General features: G+C 73.8%; 18 protein-coding genes. 8 read left to right on the top strand and 10 right to left on the bottom strand.

Going from position 1 to position 18,901, the window contains the following annotated elements; translation table 11 throughout:
- Positions 1–123: 123 nt before the first annotated feature.
- Both ACPYO6_RS00960 and pgsA read right to left on the bottom strand, forming a co-directional pair.
- A complete protein-coding gene (locus ACPYO6_RS00960; protein ID WP_425713010.1) occupies positions 124–615 on the bottom strand; it encodes a CinA family protein in 492 nt (163 codons plus the stop codon).
- A 106-nt stretch (positions 616–721) separates the two neighbouring features.
- Positions 722–1,354 carry a CDP-diacylglycerol--glycerol-3-phosphate 3-phosphatidyltransferase gene (gene pgsA / locus ACPYO6_RS00955; protein ID WP_425713009.1) on the bottom strand — a complete coding sequence of 211 codons (633 nt, stop codon included), beginning with the start codon at positions 1,352–1,354 and terminating at the stop codon, positions 722–724.
- A 67-nt stretch (positions 1,355–1,421) separates the two neighbouring features.
- On the opposite strand from pgsA, the gene ACPYO6_RS00950 reads away from it, so the two are divergent.
- Together ACPYO6_RS00950 and ACPYO6_RS00945 are read left to right on the top strand one after the other, a co-directional pair.
- A complete protein-coding gene (locus ACPYO6_RS00950) occupies positions 1,422–2,753 on the top strand; it encodes a CapA family protein (RefSeq protein ID WP_425713008.1) in 1,332 nt (443 codons plus the stop codon).
- A 2-nt stretch (positions 2,754–2,755) separates the two neighbouring features.
- Positions 2,756–3,271 carry a metallophosphoesterase family protein gene (locus tag ACPYO6_RS00945; protein WP_425713007.1) on the top strand — a complete coding sequence of 172 codons (516 nt, stop codon included), beginning with the start codon at positions 2,756–2,758 and terminating at the stop codon, positions 3,269–3,271.
- A gap of 5 nt (positions 3,272–3,276) precedes the next feature.
- Here the strand turns inward: ACPYO6_RS00945 and ACPYO6_RS00940 are convergent, their stop codons facing one another.
- A complete protein-coding gene (locus ACPYO6_RS00940; protein WP_425713006.1) occupies positions 3,277–4,527 on the bottom strand; it encodes an ATP-binding protein in 1,251 nt (416 codons plus the stop codon).
- 95 nt (positions 4,528–4,622) lie between these two features.
- On the bottom strand, positions 4,623–7,349 hold the full coding sequence (locus ACPYO6_RS00935; protein ID WP_425713005.1) for a DNA translocase FtsK 4TM domain-containing protein: 2,727 nt from the start codon (positions 7,347–7,349) through the stop codon (positions 4,623–4,625).
- A 328-nt stretch (positions 7,350–7,677) separates the two neighbouring features.
- On the opposite strand from ACPYO6_RS00935, the gene ACPYO6_RS00930 reads away from it, so the two are divergent.
- On the top strand, positions 7,678–8,256 hold the full coding sequence (locus ACPYO6_RS00930) for a TetR/AcrR family transcriptional regulator (protein WP_425713004.1): 579 nt from the start codon (positions 7,678–7,680) through the stop codon (positions 8,254–8,256).
- Between the two features lie 10 nt (positions 8,257–8,266).
- Positions 8,267–9,472 carry a MalY/PatB family protein gene (locus tag ACPYO6_RS00925; RefSeq protein WP_425713003.1) on the top strand — a complete coding sequence of 402 codons (1,206 nt, stop codon included), beginning with the start codon at positions 8,267–8,269 and terminating at the stop codon, positions 9,470–9,472.
- Between the two features lie 146 nt (positions 9,473–9,618).
- On the opposite strand, the gene ACPYO6_RS00920 is transcribed toward ACPYO6_RS00925, so the two are convergent.
- From ACPYO6_RS00920 to ACPYO6_RS00910, 3 genes are read right to left on the bottom strand one after another with little or no spacing between them, the layout of a single operon-like run.
- The gene (locus tag ACPYO6_RS00920; protein ID WP_425713002.1) at positions 9,619–11,304 is read right to left on the bottom strand and encodes a ribonuclease J; all 1,686 of its coding nucleotides are present in this window, start codon (positions 11,302–11,304) and stop codon (positions 9,619–9,621) included.
- Between the two features lie 31 nt (positions 11,305–11,335).
- Positions 11,336–12,085, bottom strand: a complete 750-nt coding sequence (locus ACPYO6_RS00915) for an ABC transporter permease (protein WP_425713001.1) — start codon at positions 12,083–12,085, stop codon at positions 11,336–11,338.
- The gene (locus ACPYO6_RS00910) at positions 12,082–12,762 is read right to left on the bottom strand and encodes an ABC transporter ATP-binding protein (RefSeq protein ID WP_425713000.1); all 681 of its coding nucleotides are present in this window, start codon (positions 12,760–12,762) and stop codon (positions 12,082–12,084) included. The genes ACPYO6_RS00915 and ACPYO6_RS00910 overlap by 4 nt, the downstream gene beginning before the upstream one ends.
- A 268-nt stretch (positions 12,763–13,030) precedes the next feature.
- Between ACPYO6_RS00910 and ACPYO6_RS00905 the strand changes: the two genes are divergently transcribed.
- Together ACPYO6_RS00905 and ACPYO6_RS00900 are read left to right on the top strand one after the other, a co-directional pair.
- A complete protein-coding gene (locus ACPYO6_RS00905) occupies positions 13,031–13,588 on the top strand; it encodes a TetR family transcriptional regulator (RefSeq protein WP_425712999.1) in 558 nt (185 codons plus the stop codon).
- 102 nt (positions 13,589–13,690) lie between these two features.
- Positions 13,691–14,506, top strand: a complete 816-nt coding sequence (locus ACPYO6_RS00900) for a mycofactocin-coupled SDR family oxidoreductase (RefSeq protein ID WP_425712998.1) — start codon at positions 13,691–13,693, stop codon at positions 14,504–14,506.
- Positions 14,507–14,632: 126 nt separating this feature from the next.
- Here ACPYO6_RS00900 and dapA read toward each other — a convergent pair whose 3' ends face one another.
- Positions 14,633–15,541, bottom strand: coding sequence for a 4-hydroxy-tetrahydrodipicolinate synthase (gene dapA, locus ACPYO6_RS00895; RefSeq protein WP_425712997.1), 909 nt, complete (start codon positions 15,539–15,541; stop codon positions 14,633–14,635).
- Positions 15,542–15,610: 69 nt separating this feature from the next.
- Between dapA and ACPYO6_RS00890 the strand changes: the two genes are divergently transcribed.
- Entirely contained in the window at positions 15,611–16,402 is a 792-nt protein-coding gene (locus tag ACPYO6_RS00890; protein WP_425712996.1) for an aminoglycoside phosphotransferase family protein, read from the top strand.
- Positions 16,403–16,536: 134 nt separating this feature from the next.
- Complete coding sequence (locus ACPYO6_RS00885) at positions 16,537–17,436, top strand: GNAT family N-acetyltransferase (RefSeq protein ID WP_425712995.1); 900 nt, start codon at positions 16,537–16,539, stop codon at positions 17,434–17,436.
- A 19-nt stretch (positions 17,437–17,455) separates the two neighbouring features.
- Here the strand turns inward: ACPYO6_RS00885 and dapB are convergent, their stop codons facing one another.
- Both dapB and ACPYO6_RS00875 read right to left on the bottom strand, forming a co-directional pair.
- On the bottom strand, positions 17,456–18,238 hold the full coding sequence (dapB, locus tag ACPYO6_RS00880) for a 4-hydroxy-tetrahydrodipicolinate reductase (protein WP_425712994.1): 783 nt from the start codon (positions 18,236–18,238) through the stop codon (positions 17,456–17,458).
- 43 nt (positions 18,239–18,281) lie between these two features.
- Positions 18,282–18,773 carry an OsmC family protein gene (locus tag ACPYO6_RS00875; protein WP_425712993.1) on the bottom strand — a complete coding sequence of 164 codons (492 nt, stop codon included), beginning with the start codon at positions 18,771–18,773 and terminating at the stop codon, positions 18,282–18,284.
- Between the last annotated feature and the right edge of the window lie 128 nt (positions 18,774–18,901).

Genomic DNA, 18,901 nt, shown 5'->3' with positions numbered 1-18,901 from the left:
TTCCCGCCCACCGGACACGTATGCGGCCCGCCCCCGGACGCGCATGTGGACGGCCGTCGAGCGCGGACGCGGCCCGCAGTCGAGCACGGACCGACCGGGCCCGGCCGACGTCCGGATCTCCGCCTAGGGCTCGACCTCGGCGACGACGTCCGCCAGCAGCGCGAGCGCCGCGTCGACCGCAGCCGCGCGAACAGCTGGGCGCGTCCCGGCGACCAGCCACGAGCGCGTCCGCACGCCCGCCGGCCCGGCGCAGGCCACGTGGAAGGTGCCGGCCGGGTTCCCGTCGGCGGGTCCGGGTCCCGCCACGCCGGTGGTGGCGAGCCCGATCTCGGCCCCCAGCACCCGTGCCGCACCGCGGGCCATCTGCGCCGCGACCTCGGCCTGGACGGGTCCGCCGGCGGCGAGGAGGTCGCCGTCGACGTCGAGCAGGGCGATCTTGAGGTCGCTCGCGTAGGCGACCACTCCCCCGCGGAGCACCGCGGACACGCCGGGCACGGCGGCGAGCCGGGCGGCAAGTGCGCCCGCCGTCAGGGACTCGGCCACGCCGATCCGCAGCCCGCGCCCGGCGAGCGCCGCGACGAGCGGGCCGAGCGGGTCGGGTGCCGCGGGCAGCACGAGAGGTCCGCTCGGGTCGGGAGCAACGCCCGGCACGAGAGGTCCGGTCGGGTCGGCCACGGAGCCGGCCCGGGGCGAACCGGGCGCCGAGTCCGGCACCGGTCTGTCACGCGCCGGCACGAGGTCCGGCTCCCGCGCCCGTGTCCCGCGCCTCGCGGATCGCCCGCGCGGCGGCCACGAAGTACTGGACGCCGGTCACGAGCGCCACGCCCATGGCGGCCCAGGCGATGACGAGGGCGACGGTGACGATCGAGTCGGCCGCGGACTCCGGGAGGAACGACACCCAGGGCACGAGCATCATCGACAGGAACACGAGCTGGAGGACGGTCTTCAGCTTCCCGCCCTGGGAGGCCGGCATGACGACCTCGCGGCGCCGCATGACGTCCCGCAGCACGGTGACGGCCAGCTCGCGCACGAGGATGACGATCGTGATGACCCACGGCAGGTCGCCCGCCCACGACAGCAGGATGAGCGCCGCCCCCACCAGGGTCTTGTCGGCGATCGGGTCGGCGAGCTTGCCGAAGTCGGTGACGAGGTTGCGCGAGCGCGCGAGGTAGCCGTCGAGCTTGTCCGTGATCGCGGCGAGGATGAACACCGCGGCGGCGGCCCAGCGCATCGCGTCGCCGTCCTTCAGGAACAGCACGACGAACACCGGCACGAGGACGATCCGGAGCATCGTGAGGATGTTCGCGATGTTCCACAGGGGCGCCTGCGCGGCACCGGGGGCAGGCGTCGTCATGCGCCCAGGGTAGGTCCCCACCGCCCGTCTCTCCCGCCCGGGCGGCTCGGCGTGGCACCCTTCGGACATGCCTCGTCTGTCCCGGACCGCCGAGCTCGTGCTCGTCGTCGTGCTCGTGATCGCCCTCGCCGTGGGCCTGGTCGTCCTCGCGATGCGCCTCGCGTCCGGCTCCGAGTCCGAGGAGCCTGCCGCCGACGACCCGCCCGGCGCGCCGGCGGAGGACGGCGACGGCTCGGGCGACGACGCCCCGGGCGGTTCCGGCGGCGAGAGCGCGTCGGGCGGCGAGACCCCGTCCGACGACGCCGCGCAGGCGGGCGACGACGTCACCTTCACGCTCGCCGCAGCCGGCGACGTCATCACCTACCCCCTGATGAACGCCGAGGCGATCCAGGACGACGGCTCCTACGACTACTGGCCGATGATCGAGCCGGTCGCCCCCTACATCGAGGGTGCCGACCTCGCGCTGTGCAACCTCGAGGTGCCGATCGCCCAGGAGGGTGCCGAGCCGGCGGGCTACCCCGTCTTCGCCGCGCCGGAGGACATCGTCCCGCTGCTCGGACGCGCCGGGTACGACGGCTGCTCGACGGCGACGAACCACTCCGTGGACCAGCAGACCGACGGCGTCATCCGCACCATCGAGGTGATGGAGGAGCACGGCCTCGGCTACGCCGGCACGGCCCGCACCCCCGAGGAGCAGGCCACGCCCCAGATGTACGTGCTCGAGCGCGACGGCCGCGAGGTCACGGTCGCCCACCTCGCGGCGACGTACTCGACGAACGGCATCCCCGTGGCCGAGCCGCACCTCGTCGACCTCATCGACGACGAGCCGATCGTCGACCAGGCGATCGCCGCGCGGGAGGCGGGAGCCGACGTCGTCGTCGCCTCGATGCACTGGGGCGACGAGTACACGTTCGCCCCGAGCGCCTACCAGCAGGACGCCGCCCAGCGCCTCGCGGACTCCGGCGAGATCGACCTCGTCCTCGGCTCGCACCCCCACACGCCGCAGCCGATCGAGCAGCTCGAGGGCGGCGTCGACGGGCAGGGCATGTGGGTCGTCTGGTCGATGGGCAACTCGCTGGCCAGCCAGCAGCCGGGCAGCTCGACGATCATGGAGACCGCCGTGGGCCTCATGACGCAGGCGACGATCACGGTGCCCGCCGAGGGGCCGGCCCGCGTGGACTCCGTCGAGTGGATGGGCACGGTGATGGACTCCAACGGCGACTACGGCCTCGTGCCGCTGCACGCCGCGCTGGAGGACCCGACGACGACCGCCTGGGACCCCGCCCAGATCGAGTCGTACAACTCGTGGCTCGACGAGCTCATGGGCGACGAGCCGGCCTCGTTCGACACCCCGGCCGAGCCGACCGGCGAGCCCCCGCGGGTCGAGCCCCGCAGCTGACCTTGACCACGCGCCTCGTGCTCGTCGCCGATACCCACGTGCCCGCCCGGGCGCGCCGGATCCCCGGTGACGTGTGGCGCGAGGTCGAGCGGGCCGACGTCGTCGTCCACGCCGGCGACTGGGTCGACGCCGCCACGCTGGACGCGTTCGAGGAGCGCTCCGCCCGGCTGCTGGCCGTCCACGGCAACAACGACGGCGACGAGCTCCGCGCCCGGCTCCCCGAGGTCGCGCGCGCCGACGTCGAGGGGCTGCGCCTCGCCGTCGTCCACGAGACGGGCGCCGCCCAGGGCCGCGAGCGCCGCGCGGACGCCGCGTTCGCGGACGACCCCCCGGACGTCCTCGTGTTTGGGCACAGCCACATCCCCTGGGACACGACGACGCCGGGCGGCATCCGCCTCCTCAACCCCGGCTCGCCCACCGACCGCCGGCGTCAGCCGGACTGCACGCTGATGACGGCCGTCGTCGAGGGCGGCATCCTGCACGACGTGCGGATCGTCGTCGTCGACCGCGAGTCCTGAGCAGGTCAGGCACCGAGCAGGGCGAGCGGCACGACGGCGACACCGTCCCGGCGGCGGTACGCCTGCCGTCCCGTCGTCAGCACGACGAGGTCCACGACGTCCTCCGGCAGCTGGTCCCGCAGCCAGAGGAGGTGCCGGACGTCGGTGTCCGCCACCGAGGAGGACAGCTTGACCTCGATCCCGACGACCTGCCCGTCCGTCCCTTCGACGACAAGGTCGACCTCCCGGTCCCCGTTCCGGGTGCGCAGGTGCCCGACACGAGCCTCGGCAGCCTGCGCCGCGACCCGCACGCCGAGCGTGGCGAGCGACTCGAACAGCGGCCCGGCCATGCTCGCGCCGGCACCACTCCCGAGCGAGCTGGCGGTCAGCCCGAGCAGTCGGGCAGCGAGAGCCGGGTCGGCGAGCTGATGCTTCGGCGCCTGCTGGACACGACTCAGCGGCCGACGGCTGTGCGTCCAGCCCGAAACCGGGTCGAGCAGCCACAGCCGCGTCAGCATCTCGCGGTACGCGATGGTTGTGGTCTTCGCGGGTTGACTCCCGTCGCCCGCCGTCACCGCGTCGAGGATCGCGGAGTAGCTGCTGGTCGTCGACGACGCAGCGGCATACGCGGAGAGCCAGCGTCGCAGGGTCGCCGGCCGCCGCACCGTATGGCCGAGCTCCGGCAGGTCACGTTCGACGACGAGGTCGAGATACTCCTCGAGCCGGGCCCGCCGCAGTCGCTCCGCGCCTCGACGAATTCCAGGGAATCCACTCTCGACGATGGCACCGAGGTAGTCGGGCAGTACGCGATCGGTCGCGCCGGAGAGGACGCCCGCCGTACCCGAGAGGAGTGCGCGCAGGCTCACCGTCGGAGCATCCGACCAACGCTCGTGCAGAGCCATCGGTCGCATGCGCAAGGAGATGAACCGGCCCGCGCCACTGTGCACGGACGAGGCAGGATCGAGTGACGCGCTGCCCGTGAGAAGGAAACGCCCGGGCGGAGCACCACCGTCGACCTTTCGCCGCACCGAGTCCCAGACCGCAGGGAGTCGCTGCCACTCGTCGAGCAGCAACGTGCCCGACGGAGCTCCGTCCAACCCGAGATCAGCCGCCACGAGCTCGCGCTGGTCGGGGTCGTCGAGGAACCAGCTGTGATCGGCCCGCCTGGTCGCGGTTGCCGACTTGCCGACCGCTTTCGGCCCGTCGATGGCGATCGCCGGAGCGAGCGTCATCAACTCGTCCAGCTCGGCATCGACCGTCCGTCGCGTGTACTCCACGCACCTACGCTACCTTGAGCAGGACTTCTACGCTACCTTGAGCAGGACTCCTACGCTACCTTGAGCAGCCGCTCCGGGCACCGCCCGGCAGCCGCTCAGCGCCGGTCGGTCAGCTCCCAGGCGTCCTCGCCGGACCCCTCGTCGTCGCCGTAGTCGTCCCACCGCGGAGGCGCCACGACCTCGGTCTGCCCCTCGCCCGCCGCAGCGGCCGCGTCGAACGGGACGTCACCGCCGCCGGCCACGCCGACCTCGCCGGCACCCCCACCCTGCGGGGCGGGCGCGTCCTCCCCGCGGAGCATGGCAAGAGTCCCGGGCAGGTCGTCGGGCTGGACGAGGACGTCGCGGGCCTTGGACCCCTCGGAGGGGCCGACGATCTCGCGCGACTCGAGCAGGTCCATGAGGCGCCCGGCCTTGGCGAACCCGACGCGCAGCTTGCGCTGGAGCATCGAGGTCGACCCGAACTGGCTGGTCACCACGAGCTCGGCGGCCTGGAGGAGCAGGTCGAGGTCGTCGCCGATGTCCTCGTCGACCTGCTTCTTGGCCACCGGCGCGGTGACGTCCTCGCGGAAGACGGGGTCCGCCTGGGACTTCACGTGCTCGACGACCTGGTGGATCTCGCTCTCGCCCACCCACGACCCCTGGACGCGCATCGTCTTGCTCGCGCCCATGGGCAGGAACAGGGCGTCGCCCTGGCCGATGAGCTTCTCGGCGCCCGGCTGGTCGAGGACCACGCGGGAGTCGGCGAGCGAGGACGTGGCGAACGCGAGGCGGCTGGGCACGTTGGCCTTGATGAGTCCGGTGACGACGTCGACGCTCGGCCGCTGCGTGGCGAGCACGAGGTGGATGCCGGCGGCGCGCGCGAGCTGGGTGATCCGCTGGATCGAGGCCTCGACGTCGCGCGGGGCGACCATCATGAGGTCCGCCAGCTCGTCGACGACGACCAGCAGGTACGGGTAGGGCGAGACGACCCGCTCGCTCCCGGGCGGCGGGTTCACCTTGCCGGCGCGCACGGCCGCGTTGAAGTCGTCGATGTGCTTGTACCCGTATGTCGAGAGGTCGTCGTAGCGCATGTCCATCTCGCGCACGACCCACTCGAGGGCCTCGGCGGCCTTCTTCGGGTTGGTGATGATCGGGGTGACGAGGTGCGGGATGCCCTCGTAGATCGTCAGCTCGACCCGCTTGGGGTCCACCAGGACGAGGCGGACCTGCTCCGGCGTCGCGCGCATCATCACCGAGGTGATCATCGAGTTGATGAAGCTCGACTTGCCGGACCCGGTGGCACCGGCCACGAGCATGTGCGGCATCTTCGCGAGGTTCGCGACCACGTAGCCGCCCTCGACGTCCTTGCCGACGCCGACGATCAGCGGGTGGTCGCTCGCCCGCGCGACCGCGGAACGGAGCACGTCGCCCAGGGCGACGGACTCACGGTCGGTGTTGGGGATCTCGACGCCGATCGCGGACTTGCCGGGGATCGGCGAGAGGATCCGGACGTCGGCGCTGGCCACGGCGTAGGCGATGTTGCGGGACAGCGCGGTGATGCGCTCGACCTTGACGCCGGGGCCGAGCTCGAGCACGTACCGCGTGACCGTCGGCCCCCGGGAGAACCCGGTGACGGAGGCGTCGACGCCGAACTCGTCGAGCACCTGCGTGAGCGCGTCGACGACCTGATCGTTGGCCGCGGAGCGGACCTTGTGGGGCGGGCCCTGCTCGAGGAGGGACTCCTCGGGGAGCTCGTAGTCGCCGTCGGGCAGGGTGAGCTGCTCGCCGCTCGCGGGCAGGGTGCGGGTCGGCGGTGCCTCGGGGCCGTCGGCGTCCGCACCGTCGCCGCCCGCTCCGGCGGCACCGGCCGCACCCGCGCCGCCGCGCGCCGCGAGCCCGGCGGCGGTCGTCACGCCCTCGGCGTCGGCGGCGGGGTCCGCGGCGCCGGTCGGCTCGGAGGCGGCCACGGCCACGTCGTGCGGGCTGGGCCGGCGCACGCGGCGGGCGTTCGCGCGGCGGGGTGCGGTGTCTGCCTCGTCGTCGTACCCGGCGTCGCTCCCTGCCGCAGCCCCGGAACCTCGCCCGGCAGCCGTCCCCCGGCCGCGACCGGCGGCGGGACCGGGCCCGACCTCGGCCGCCTGGTCGAAGGCGTCGTCACCGGCGTACCGGTCGAGCATCTCGGTGCGGTCGGCGCCGCGCCCCTTGCGACGTCCGCGCGGTCCGGAGCCGGGTTCCTCGTCGTCGTCCCCGTCCTCGGCGCCGCGGCGGACCGCCGGGGTGTGGCCCGAGATCCAGGCGCCGGCGCGCCGGGCCTTCTCGGGCAGCGCGCGGATCGGCGTCCCGGTGAGCACGAGCGCCCCGAACAGGCCGAACAGCACGAGGACAGGGATCGCGCCCCACGGGGAGAGCAGCGCGTTGAGCGGCGTGCCGAGCACCCAGCCCACGAGCCCCCCGGCGTCCTCGACGTCGGAGAACGCGTCCATCGGGGACGGCGAGCCGGCGAAGATGTGGATGCAGGCAGCCACGGCGAGCCCGAGGATCGTCACGCCGATGATGACGTGGGGTCGCACGTCGTCGTCGGGATCCTCGGGGTCCTCCCGCCACAGCTGCACGGCGAGGACGACGAGGACGATCGGCACGAGCCGGCCGAGCACCCCGACCAGGCCGGCCACCGCGTGGTGGATGAGGACGCCCGCGAGGCCGGAGAGGCCGAACCACTCGCGCAGGGCGATGACGATCGCGAGCGCCAGCAGGCCGAGGGCGATGGCGTCGTTGCGGAACCCCGACGGGATGCTGCCGCGCGAGCCGCGTCCGCCCGACGAGCCGTCGTCGGTGCCTCGCACGCCGCCTCCCTTGCCGGTCGGTCTCTTGTCGTTGCCGCCGCCGCGCGACGAGCTCGCCGACCCCTTCGAGCCGGATGCACCGCCGCGCGGGCGCGTGGGACGCGCCGGCGAGGAGGACGCACCGCGTGCCGCCGGGGCCGGCCGTGAGGGGGAAGTCGCACGGGTAGCCATCGGGGGCCACGATAGCCGCCGGAACGCGCGGGGCCCGAGAGATGCGCGCCGGGCCGCCCCGGATCACACCGTTCCTGCTCCCGGCGCCCGCGTGCACGGATCGACCTCCCCGCCCGGTCGGCCCGCGCGCCGGCGCCCACCGACCTACCCTGCGTCCATGCCTCGGCCACGCCCCTACGACGACGCGCTCCGGAACGACCTGCTCGAGGCCGCCGGGCGAGCGTTGTCGGAGGGCGGCGAGCTCGCGGTCTCGATCCGCGCGGTGGCGGCCCAGGCGGGCACGACGACGGCGGGCGTGTACGCCCTGTTCGGCTCGCGCGACAGCCTCATCGAGGAGGTGGCGGCGCGGGGGCTCGAGGAGTTCCGGGCGCACATCGAGGCCCGGCCCGTCCACGACGACCCCCGCGAGGACATCCGGGAGCTCTTTCTCGCCTACCGGCGCGCGGCCCTCGACATGCCGCACATGTACCGGGCGTTCGGCGTGGTGGCGGCCCGGCGCGGCGACCTCGACCTGTCCGGCGTCAACGGTCTGCGCTCGACCCTGCGTGCCGTGCGCCGGCTCAGCCCGCCGGACGCGCCGAAGGACGAGGTCTTCGAGACCGCGGTCACCGTCTGCGCGTTCGTCCACGGTCTGGTCATGTTCGAGATCGACCGGGTGATCATCGGCAGCGAGGAGGACAATGTGGCGAGGTTCGAGCGTGCGCTCGACACCATCGCACCGTTGGCCGACCGATGAGGAGTGACGCGTGACTGTGGGACGGACGACCGCCGGGACGAGCCCGACGACGACGAACGACGCGGCCACCGCCGGGCACGCCGCCGAGGTCGCCGCGCTGCGGGCGCTGCGCGGACGCGTCTCGTGGCAGCCGGACGCCGAGGCGTACGGCTCGTTCATCGCCGAGTCCGACCTCGGCACGGCCCCGGCGGTCGTCGAGGCCCTGCACCGGGCGGTGGACGCCCAGCTGTTCGGCTACCTCTCGCCCGGGCTCATCGCCGACTGCGTCGAGGCGACCGCGGCCTTCCGCACGCGCCAGCACGGCGTCGAGATCGACCCCGACCAGGTCCGCCTGCTGCCCGACGTCCTGTCCGCGATGCACGAGCTCATCCGGCGCCTGCCCGCCGGCGCCCGCGTCGTGCTGCCCACGCCCGCCTACCCGATGTTCTTCGCCGTCGCCGAGCGGCGGGACGTCGAGCTGGTCGAGGTCCCGATGACCCGCGACGGGGCGAGCCACGTCCTCGACCTCGACGCGATCTGGGCCACGCTCAGGCCCGGCGACCTGTTCGTCCTGTGCAACCCCCAGAACCCGACCGGCCGCGTGCACACGCGCGCCGAGCTCGAGGCGCTGGCCGAGGTCGTCGACAGGAGCGGCGCGACGGTGTTCGCGGACGAGATCCACGCCTCGCTCGTGCGCCCCGGTCACGTGCACGTCCCGTACGCGAGCCTCTCCCCCGTGGCGGCGGCGCACTCGGTGACGGCCACCTCGGCGTCGAAGTCGTTCAACCTGCCGGGGCTGAGGTGCGCCCAGCTGATCGCCTCGACCCCCGAGGCGGCGCGCGGATGGGACACCCACGCGGCGCACCTGCCCAAGGAGTGCTCGACGCCGGGCGTCCTCGCGGTGACCGCGGCCTACACCGACGCCGACGACTGGCTCGCCGGCCTCAACGCGACGATCGACTCGCGGCACGACCTGCTCGCCCGGCTCGTCGCCGAGCGGCTGCCCGAGGCCGTCGTCGCCCCGGCCGAGGGCACCTACCTCGGGTGGGTCGACCTGCGCGCCTACGGCCTCGGCGACTCCCCCGCCCTCCGGCTGCGCGAGCACGGAGTGCTGCCGGGCGACGGTCCGAGCTTCGGCGTCGCCGCGGCCGGCCACGTCCGGCTCACCCTGGCCACCAGCGAGGCGATCCTCACCGAGATCGTCGACCGCATCGCGACGGCCTGCCTGCCGCGCTGACAGCCCCGCTCGTCGTCGAGATTGCGGTTGGTGCTCGTCGAGATTGCGGTTGGTGCTCGTCGAGATTGCGGTTGGGGCCCCAACCGCAATCTCGATGAACCCGGCCCTTCGTCGTCGGGGCCCGAGACGGGCCCCGACGCGGCGGCTCAGACCTCGACGACCGTCGGCAGGATCATCGGCGAGCGGCGCAGGCGGCGCGACGCCCAGCGGCCCACCACGCGGCGCATGGCCTGCTGCATCTGGTGCGTGTCGGCGTTCCCGCGGCCGGCGACCTCCTCGAGGGCGGCCGTGACGTCGGGGAGGATGTCGTCGAACACGCCGGCGTCCTCGGCCATGCCGCGCGCCTCGATGTCCGGCCCGGCGACCACGGTGCCGTGCTGGCGGTCGACGACGGCGAAGATCGAGATGAAGCCCTCCTCGCCGAGGATGCGCCGGTCCTTGAGCTCGGTCTCGGTGACCTCACCGACCGAGCTGCCGTCGACGTAGACGTACCCACACTCGACGGCGCCGGCGATCCGCGCGCGCCCGTCGGCGAGGTCGACCACGACGCCGTCCTCGGCGAGCACGACCCGCTCGGCGGGCAGCCCGGTGCGGACGGCGAGCGCCCCGTTGGCCACGAGGTGGCGGATCTCGCCGTGCACGGGCATGACGTTCTTCGGCCGCACGATGTTGTAGCAGTACAGGAGCTCGCCGGCGGAGGCGTGCCCGGAGACGTGCACCTTGGCGTTGGACTGGTGGACGACCTTCGCTCCGAGGCGCATGAGCCCGTTGATCACCCGGAACACGGAGTTCTCGTTGCCCGGGATGAGGGAGGACGCGAAGATCACGGTGTCGCCGGGACCGACGTCGACCTTGTGGTTGCGGTTGGCGATCCGGGACAGGGCCGCCATCGGCTCGCCCTGCGACCCCGTGGCCATGAGCACGCGGTCCTGCGGCGGGATCGAGTCGATGTTCTTCTGGTCGATGAGCACCCCGGGCGGGACCGTGAGGTAGCCGAGGTCGGCGGCGATGCCCATGTTGCGCACCATCGAGCGGCCGATGAGGGCGACCTTGCGGCGGTGGAGGGCGGCGGCGTCGAGGACCTGCTGGACGCGGTGGACGTGGCTGGCGAACGAGGCCACGACGATCTGGCCCTCGGCCTGCCCGAACACCTGGTCGAGCACGCCGCCGATGTCCCGCTCGTTGGCGGTGAACCCAGGGACCTCGGCGTTCGTCGAGTCCGTCATGAACAGGTCGACGCCCTCGGTCCCGAGCCGCGCGAAGGCGCGCAGGTCGGTGATCCGACCGTCGAGCGGGAGCTGGTCCATCTTGAAGTCGCCGGTGTGCAGGACGGAGCCGGCGCCGGTGCGGATCATCACGGCCAGCGCGTCGGGGATCGAGTGGTTGACGGCGACGAACTCGAGGTCGAACGGGCCCTTGGTCACCCGCTCGTCCTCGGCGACGACCTCGAGGACCGGCGTGAGGCGGTGCTCGCGCAGCTTGGCCTCGATGAAGGCCAGCGTGAGGCGCGAGCCGAGCAGCGGGATGTCCTTGCGCAGGCGCAGGAGGTAGGGCACGGCGCCGATGTGGTCCTCGTGGCCGTGCGTGAGGACCACGCCCACGACGTCGTCCATCCGGTCCTCGATGTAGCCGAAGTCCGGGAGGATGACGTCGACGCCGGGCTGGTGCTCCTCGGGGAACAGGACGCCGCAGTCGACGATCAGCAGCTTGCCGTCGTACTCGAAGACGGTCATGTTGCGGCCGACCTCGCCGAGCCCGCCCAGGGGCACGATGCGCATGGTGCCCTTCGCGAGGGCGGGGGGCGTGGACAGCTCAGGATGGGGATTGCTCACGGGGTCATCCTCCCACTCTCCGCGCCCGACCTCAGTCCGTTCGCCTGCGGAGCGTCAGCGTGCCGAGCAGGAGGACGACGACGGCGAAGCCCCCGACCACCGCGAGGTCGGCCCACGTGCCCTCGGCGACCGCGCCCGACGTGCCCGAACGCACCCCGTTCATCGCGTCCACCGCGTAGGACATCGGCAGGACGTCGGAGACCAGCTCCGCGGCCCGCGGCATCGCGTCGCGCGGCACGAACAGCCCGCACAGCAGCATCTGCGGGAAGATGAGCGCCGGCATGAACTGGACGGCCTGGAACTCGGTGCGCGCGAACGCGGAGACGGACAGCCCGAGCGCGGTGCCGAGAAAGGCGTCGACGAGCGCGACGACGACGAGCGCCCAGAGCGGTCCGCCGACGTCGAGCCCGAGGAGCCCCACCGACAGCGCGATGACGAGCCCGGCCTGGACGACGCAGACGGTGAGGAACGCGACCGCGTAACCGAGGAGGAGGTCGCCGCGGCCCGTGGGCATGGCGAGAAGGCGTTCGAGGGTGCCGGCGGTGCGCTCGCGCAGCATCGTCACCGACGTGACGACGAACATGACGACGAACGGCATGATCGCGATGAGGGCCGGACCGAGGCGCTGGAAGGTGGTCCCGTCCCCGACCTCGCCGAACACCCACCACAGGAGGGTGAGCAGGAGGCACGGGACGAGCAGCATGAGGGCGACCGTGCGCGGGTCGCGCCGCAGCTGGGCGAGCACCCGGCGGGCGACGGCGAACGTGGTCCTCGGTGTCATGCCGCCGCCTCCTCGACGAGCGCGAGGAAGGCGTCCTCGACCGACCGGGTGCCCGTGCGCTCGAGGAGGTCGGCGGGGGTCCCGGTCGCGAGCAGGCGACCCTCGCGGACGAGGGCGATACGGTCGCACCGCTCCGCCTCGTCCATCACGTGGCTCGAGACGAGGACGCCGGCGCCCACGGCCGCGAGCTCCCGGAAGGTTCCCCACAGCGAGCGGCGCAGCACGGGGTCCAGCCCGACGGTCGGTTCGTCGAGGACGAGGACCGGTGGGTCGGCGAGCAGCGCCGTGGCGAGTGAGACCCGGCCGCGCTGGCCGCCGGACATCGAACCGACGACCTGCTCGGCCGCGCCGGTGAGGTCGACGGCCGCGAGCGCCCGCTCGACGGCGCCCTGGCCCACGCCCAGCACCGACGCGAAGAACGCGAGGTTCTCCCCCGCCGTGATGTCGTCGTAGACGGACGGCGCCTGGGTGACGTAGCCGACCCGCCCCCGCACGGCGGCGCTCCCGGCGGGCCGGCCGAGCACGGTCAGGTGCCCCGCGACTCGCCGCTGGACCCCGACGACCGCCCGCATGAGGGTGGACTTCCCGCCGCCCGAGGGGCCGAGCAGGCCGAGAATCTCGCCGGCGCGCAGCTCGAGGTCGATCCCGCGCAGCACCTCGCGGCCGCCCCTGGTCACCGAGACGCCTCGGGCCTCGACGACGACGTCGCCCGGCGCCGGCCGCCCGTGTCTTGATCCTGCGGGAGCTCCCGGACCGCGCGCCGCTCCCGCGTCCGCCGCTCTCTCGTCCGCAGGCCCGTCGTCCGCCGCACCTCCGCGCGGCGGCCCCGCGTCCCCGCGTTCCACGTGCCTGCCCATCGCGCACCTCCCATTGATCAACACTTGTTGATCCGAACGTACTCGCGGGGCCGCGTTCGGTCAACACGCGTTGACGTACGATCGGGGCATGGCCCGCCGCACCGCCGAGGAGAACCGCGAGAGGATCCGCGCCGCCGCGCGGGAGCTCTTCGCCGAGCAGGGGTACGACCGCGCGACGATCCGGGCGATCGCCACGCGCGCCGGGGTCGACCCCGCCGTCGTCATCCGCAGCTTCGGGTCGAAGGAGGACCTGTTCGCGGCGACCGTCGACGTCGAGCTGGGCATCGGCGCCGACGACCTGCCGGCGGACCTCGACGGGGTCGGGGAGTTCATCACCCGCAACGTCCTGCGGCGGTGGGAGGCCGACGACGTCCTCGTCGTCCTCGTGCGCTCCGCCGTGGCCCACGAGCCGGCCCGCGCGCGGCTCGTCGACGTGATGTCCGCCCAGGTCGTGCCGCTGCTCGTCCGGCTCGGAGCACCGGAGGAGGAGGCTCGGCTGCGGGCGAGCCTCGTGGCCACCCAGGTGATCGGTCTCGCCATGGTCCGGCTCGTGGCCCGGGTGGAGCCGCTCGCGTCGGCCGACCGCGACGACGTCGTGCGCTGGCTCGCCCCCACCTTCCAGCGCTACGTCACCGCCGAGCTCTGAGCCGAGGACGAAACGGCACCCCGTGCCTCAATACCCGGGCTAGCGTGTGAGACACCTTCCGGGTGGCTCGCACCCGGTCGACGACGACATCGGAGGAACGCCATGGGCATGCTGGACGGCAAGGTCGCGGTCATCACGGGCGGAGGACGGGGTCAGGGCCGCTCCCACGCGATCGAGCTCGCGAAGGAGGGGGCGGACATCGTCATCGCCGACATCGGCGCGCCGATCGAGGGGCTGACCTACGGCCTCGCGACCGAGGAGGACATCGCGGAGACCGTCCGGCAGGTCGAGGCGCTCGACCGCCGCATCGTCGGCGTGACCGCGGACGTCCGCAGCACCGAGGACATGCAGCGCGTCGCCGACGCGGCGATCGAGACCTTCGGCCGGATCGACATCGTGCTCGCCAACGCCGCCGTCCACCAGGTCCTGCCCGACACCTACACGATCGCCGACGACGACTGGCACCGGATGATCGACGTCAACCTCACCGGCGTCTTCAAGACCGTGCGGGCGATGATCCCGCACCTCGTCGACGGCGGCGGGGGCTCGATCGTCATCACGTCGTCGACGGACGGCCTGCGGGCCTCGCCGTCGTGGGGCCACTACGGCGCGGCCAAGGCCGGCATCATCTCGCTGGCGAAGACGCTCGCGGTCGAGCTCGCGCCGGAGCACGTGCGCGTCAACGTCGTCGTCCCGACCGGGGTCAACTCGCCGATGGCGGAGGCGCTGATGGACAGCGTGCCCAAGACGCTCGAGCGGTGGGGCTTCGCCACCGACCGCGCGAACCTCATGCGGGAGGTCGGCGTCATCGAGCCGGTCGACGTCTCGAACGCCATCGTCTACCTCGTGTCCGACAAGGCGCGGTACGTCACCGGGATCACGCTCCCAGTCGACGCCGGGTACACGGTCAAGCACTGACCACGGCTCCCCGGGCGAGCGGCCGGGGCACAGTCAGCGGGGCCGGGGAGCGCCCTCCCGCGCGCGGGGGCAAATCCGGCGGGGCGGGGGCGCGTCTTCTCGCTTTCCCCGGCCCCGTCGCCTCGATCAGGAGCCGAGGTACCCCTCGGCCTCGAGCACGGCGCGGAGCTCGGCGACCTCGTCCTCGGTGGCGGCCACGAGCGGGAGGCGCACCGTGGGGTCGGGGATGCGGCCGAGCAGGTGGCTCGCGTGCTTCGACATCACGGCGCCCTGTCCCGTACCCATGAGCGCGGCGACGACCGGCTTGAGCCTGGCGGCGACGGCGCGGGCACCGGGCAGGTCCCCGGCGTCGACCTCCCGGACCATCTCGACGTAGCTGGCGGCGGCGACGTGGCCGACCACCGAGACGACCCCGGACGCGCCGTGGGCGAGCCAGGCGAAGTTGAGCGCGTCGTCGCCGGAGTAGTACTCGAGCCCGGTGCGGGACATCGTCTCGAAGCCCGCCGGGACGTCGCCCGTGGCGTCCTTGACGGCGAGGATCTGCGGGTGCTCCGCGAGGCGGTCGAGCGTGGCCTCCTCGAGGCGGACCCCCGTGCGGCCGGGGATGTCGTAGACCATGACCGGCAGGTCGGTCGCCTCGGTGACGGCCACGATGTGCTGGTAGACGCCCTCCTGCGAGGGGCGGTTGTAGTACGGCGCCACGACGAGCAGGCCCTGCGCACCGGAGCGGGCCGCCCCCTCCGCGATCCGCACCGCGTGGGCGGTGTCGTTCGACCCGGCGCCGCCGATGATCATCACGCGGTCCCCCACGGCGTCGACCACCGCGGACACGAGGGCGTCCTTCTCGGGCTGGTGCGTCGTCGGGGACTCGCCCGTCGTGCCGTTGAGGACGAGGGCGTCGCAGCCGTCGTCGACGAGGGCGGTGGCGAGGGCGACGGCTGAGTCGACGTCGATCTCTCCGTCCGCGGTGAACGGCGTCGCCATCGCGACGGACACGGAGCCGAAGCTGCGCGAGGGGTGGTACGGCATCGTCATGCTGGCACGGTACCCGCGCCGTCCGGCGCGCGGCGGGAGCGCTCGACGGCGGGGCGCTACCGTGCCGGGGTGGACGAGGAGGTTCCGCTCACGGGCGGCGACGTGTCGGTAGGCGTCGTGCGCGTCGGGAGGACGGTAAGACGCCCGGTCGGCCCCCACTCACCGCTCGTCCACGCCGCACTCACCCACCTCGAGGCCGTCGGGTTCGACGGTGCCCCGCGGCTGCACGGCGTCGACGACCGTGGGCGCGAGATCCTCGACTTCGTCGACGGCGAGGTGGCGGGACGACCGTGGCCGGCGTGGGTGGCGGACGAGGAGCGGGGCGTGAGCGTGGCCCGCCTCGTGCGGCGGCTCGACGACGCGATGCTCCCCCTCGGCCTCCCGGACCTGGCTCCGGCGCCGGTCCTCCCGGGGCCGGACCTCCGCCCCGCGACGTTCCTCGGGCACCGGGACGTCACCCCGGAGAACGTCGTCTTCACGGACGGGCGGGCGTCCGCGCTCATCGACTTCGACCTCGTCGCGCCGGTACGGCCGGTCGACGAGGTGGTCAACCTGCTCCTGTGGTGGGCGGCATGGATGCCGGTCGACGACCGCGCGGAGGCCGTGCGGGAGGTCGACGCCGCGCAGCGGGGACGGGTGCTCGTCGACGCGTACGGCCTCGGCGAGGAACGAGCGGGGCTCGTCGAGGTGGCGATCGCAACGGCGGAGCGATCGCACGTGGTGATGCACGACCGCGCCGTGCGGCTCGGGGGCGGCTGGGCGCGGATGTGGTTCGAGGAGGACGTCGGATCGAAGATCCTGCGGCGCGCCGACTGGCTCCGGGCGCACGCGGACGAGCTGTCGGCGGCACTCACGCGCTGATCCGGCGCGGAGGCCCGGGGGTGCGGGACGGAGGCCCGGGGGTGCGGGACGGAGGCCCGGGGGTGCGGGACGGAGGCGCGGTGGTGCGGCGCTCGGGTGCCGGCACCGCCCCCTCGTCTGCCTAGGCTGGTCGGGTGAGCGACCACCACGACGACGTCCTGTCCTCCCTCGCGGCCGGCCGCACGCCCGAGGGCCTGCCGACGACGTCCCGCGGGGGTCCCGACGTCTCCGTGCGCCCCACGCTGGCGGGCGACGCCGACGCGCTCGGCGCGATCCACGCCACCACCATGCGCGCCGCCCTGGCCGTGGGCGCCGGGATCGACGCCGACGACGACGCGCTCGCCGTCATCGCCGCGGGCGACCTCGGCCTGGCCTGGGCCGACGCCGCCGCCGTGACCGAGCCGGGGCACCACGTGCTCACGGCGCTCGACGGCACGGACATCGTGGGGCTCGCGGCGATCGCCCCGGTCGCGCCCGCCACCGACGAGGAGGCCGAGCAGCTGGCGCCCCCCGCATCCGCCGAGAGTGCGGCTCAGGCGCGTGCCGCGGACGACTCTCCCGCCGAGAGTGCGGCTCAGGTCGGCGACGCGGCGCCGGCTGCACCCTCCGGCCACGCCACGCCCGCCGACCACGCCGCTCCTACCGACGACGCCGCGCCCTCCGAGGCTCTCGAGGCGGCCCGGCGCGGGACGCTGCTGGAGATCCTCGCCCTCGAGATCCGCCCGGGCGACGAGCGCGTGGGGCACGGCTCCCGGCTGCTCGCCGCCTGCGCCGACCTCGCGCGCGACTCGGGCGCGACGGCGCTCGCGACCTGGGTGGTGCGCGGCGACGAGCCGCGTCAGCGCTTCCTCGACACGGCGGGCTTCGCGCCGACCGGTCGTCGTCGGGAGATCCCCGTCGGCAGCGCCGAGGCCGTCCAGGACGAGTGGTGGGCCTCGCTCGGCGAGCAGCCGACCACCCCGCGAACCATGCCGCCGGCCGACCCTCGAGGCCTGACGCCCCGCGCGGGCCGACCGCCGCCGGCAGACCGGTAGCCCCGACGAGCCCGACCTCTCAGAGGTCGAGCAGCGCGTCCAGGCCGCGGGTGAGCCCGGGCCGTCCACCGATCTGGCGCACGGCCAGCAGCACGCCGGGCATGAAGCTCGCACGGTCGAACGAGTCGGTCCGGATGGTCAGCTGCTCGCCGGGGTTGCCGAGGAGGACCTCCTCGTGCGCGACGAGACCGCGCAGCCGCACCGCGTGGACGTGCACGCCGTCGACGTCGGCACCCCGCGCGCCGTCCGGGTCGGTCTCGGTGGCGTCCGGGGAGTCGGCGACCCCCGCCTCGCGACGGGCGGCGGCGATGCCGCGTGCCGTCGTCAGCGCGGTGCCCGAGGGTGCGTCGACCTTGTCCGGGTGGTGCAGCTCGACCACCTCGACGGACTCGAAGAACGGCGCCGCCTGACGGGCGAACGACATCGCGAGCACCGCCGAGAGCGCGAAGTTCGGCGCCACGAGCACGCCGAGGGGCTCCTCGCCCGCCGCGGCCCGGGAGTCGTTGACCTCGTCCACGTGCGTCGCGAGCTCGGCCAGCGCCTCGTCCGTCCAGCCGGTGGTCCCGACGACAGCGTGGGCGCCGCCCGCGAGGATCGAGCGGACGTTGTCGCGGCTCACGCTCGGCACCGCGAACTCCACCGCGACGTCGGCGTCGGCCTCGCGAACCCCGGCCGTCACGTCGTCCCCGGCGTCGAGCTCGGCCACGACCTCGAGGTCGGCCGCGGCGCCGACGGCGCCCACGACGTTCTGTCCCATGCGTCCCGCGGCCCCGACGACCGCCACCCTGATCGACTCAGTCATGCCAGGCACGATACGAGGCCGGCGGACGTCGGGGGTCGCTCGCTCACGCAGCGGTGACGAACCAGTCCTCGTTGATCGTGAGGTTCGCGGCGCGGAACAGCCCGAGCGCCGGGCAGCGCCGGCTCGCAGCGGCCTTGAGCTCGGCCACCTGCTCCTCGGTCGCGGACGTCGTCAGGCGGACCGTGACGTCGACGACCTGGATGTTCGGCGCCACGTCCGCGGTGCCGAGGAAGCCGCGGGTGTCGAGGTGGCCGTCGACGTCGATCTCGAGCGCGTCGAAGCTGATGCCGAGCTCGCCCGCGACGACCTCGACGACGACGGACAGGCAGCCGGCCGTGCCGCCGACGAACAGGTCCATCGGCGACGGCGCGAGGTCCGTACCGCCGATCGCCTCCGGCTCACCGGTGGCGTACTCGAAGTGGCGCGACGTGAGGTCGGTGTGCAGCTTGCCGCGCCAGATGCCGCGCGCGGCCGGCACGGACTCGTGCTTCGCCGGGATGCCGGTGGTGGTGGCTGCGTCGATCGTCGTCGTCATGTCGTCTCCCTCGTGGATGCCTCCGGGCCGTCCGGCCCGGCTGCTGCCCACTCTCGCCAGAGCCGACGATCGCCCGCCCGCCCGACGCCGGACATCCCACCATCCGGACATCGGGCGGTACGGACGGG

It is taken from the genome of Georgenia sp. Z1344 (assembly GCF_049856295.1).
Lineage (GTDB): Bacteria > Actinomycetota > Actinomycetes > Actinomycetales > Actinomycetaceae > JB111.
The sequence above is the reverse complement of the archived record's forward strand: the minus strand, read 5'-3'. Positions and strand labels throughout refer to the sequence as shown.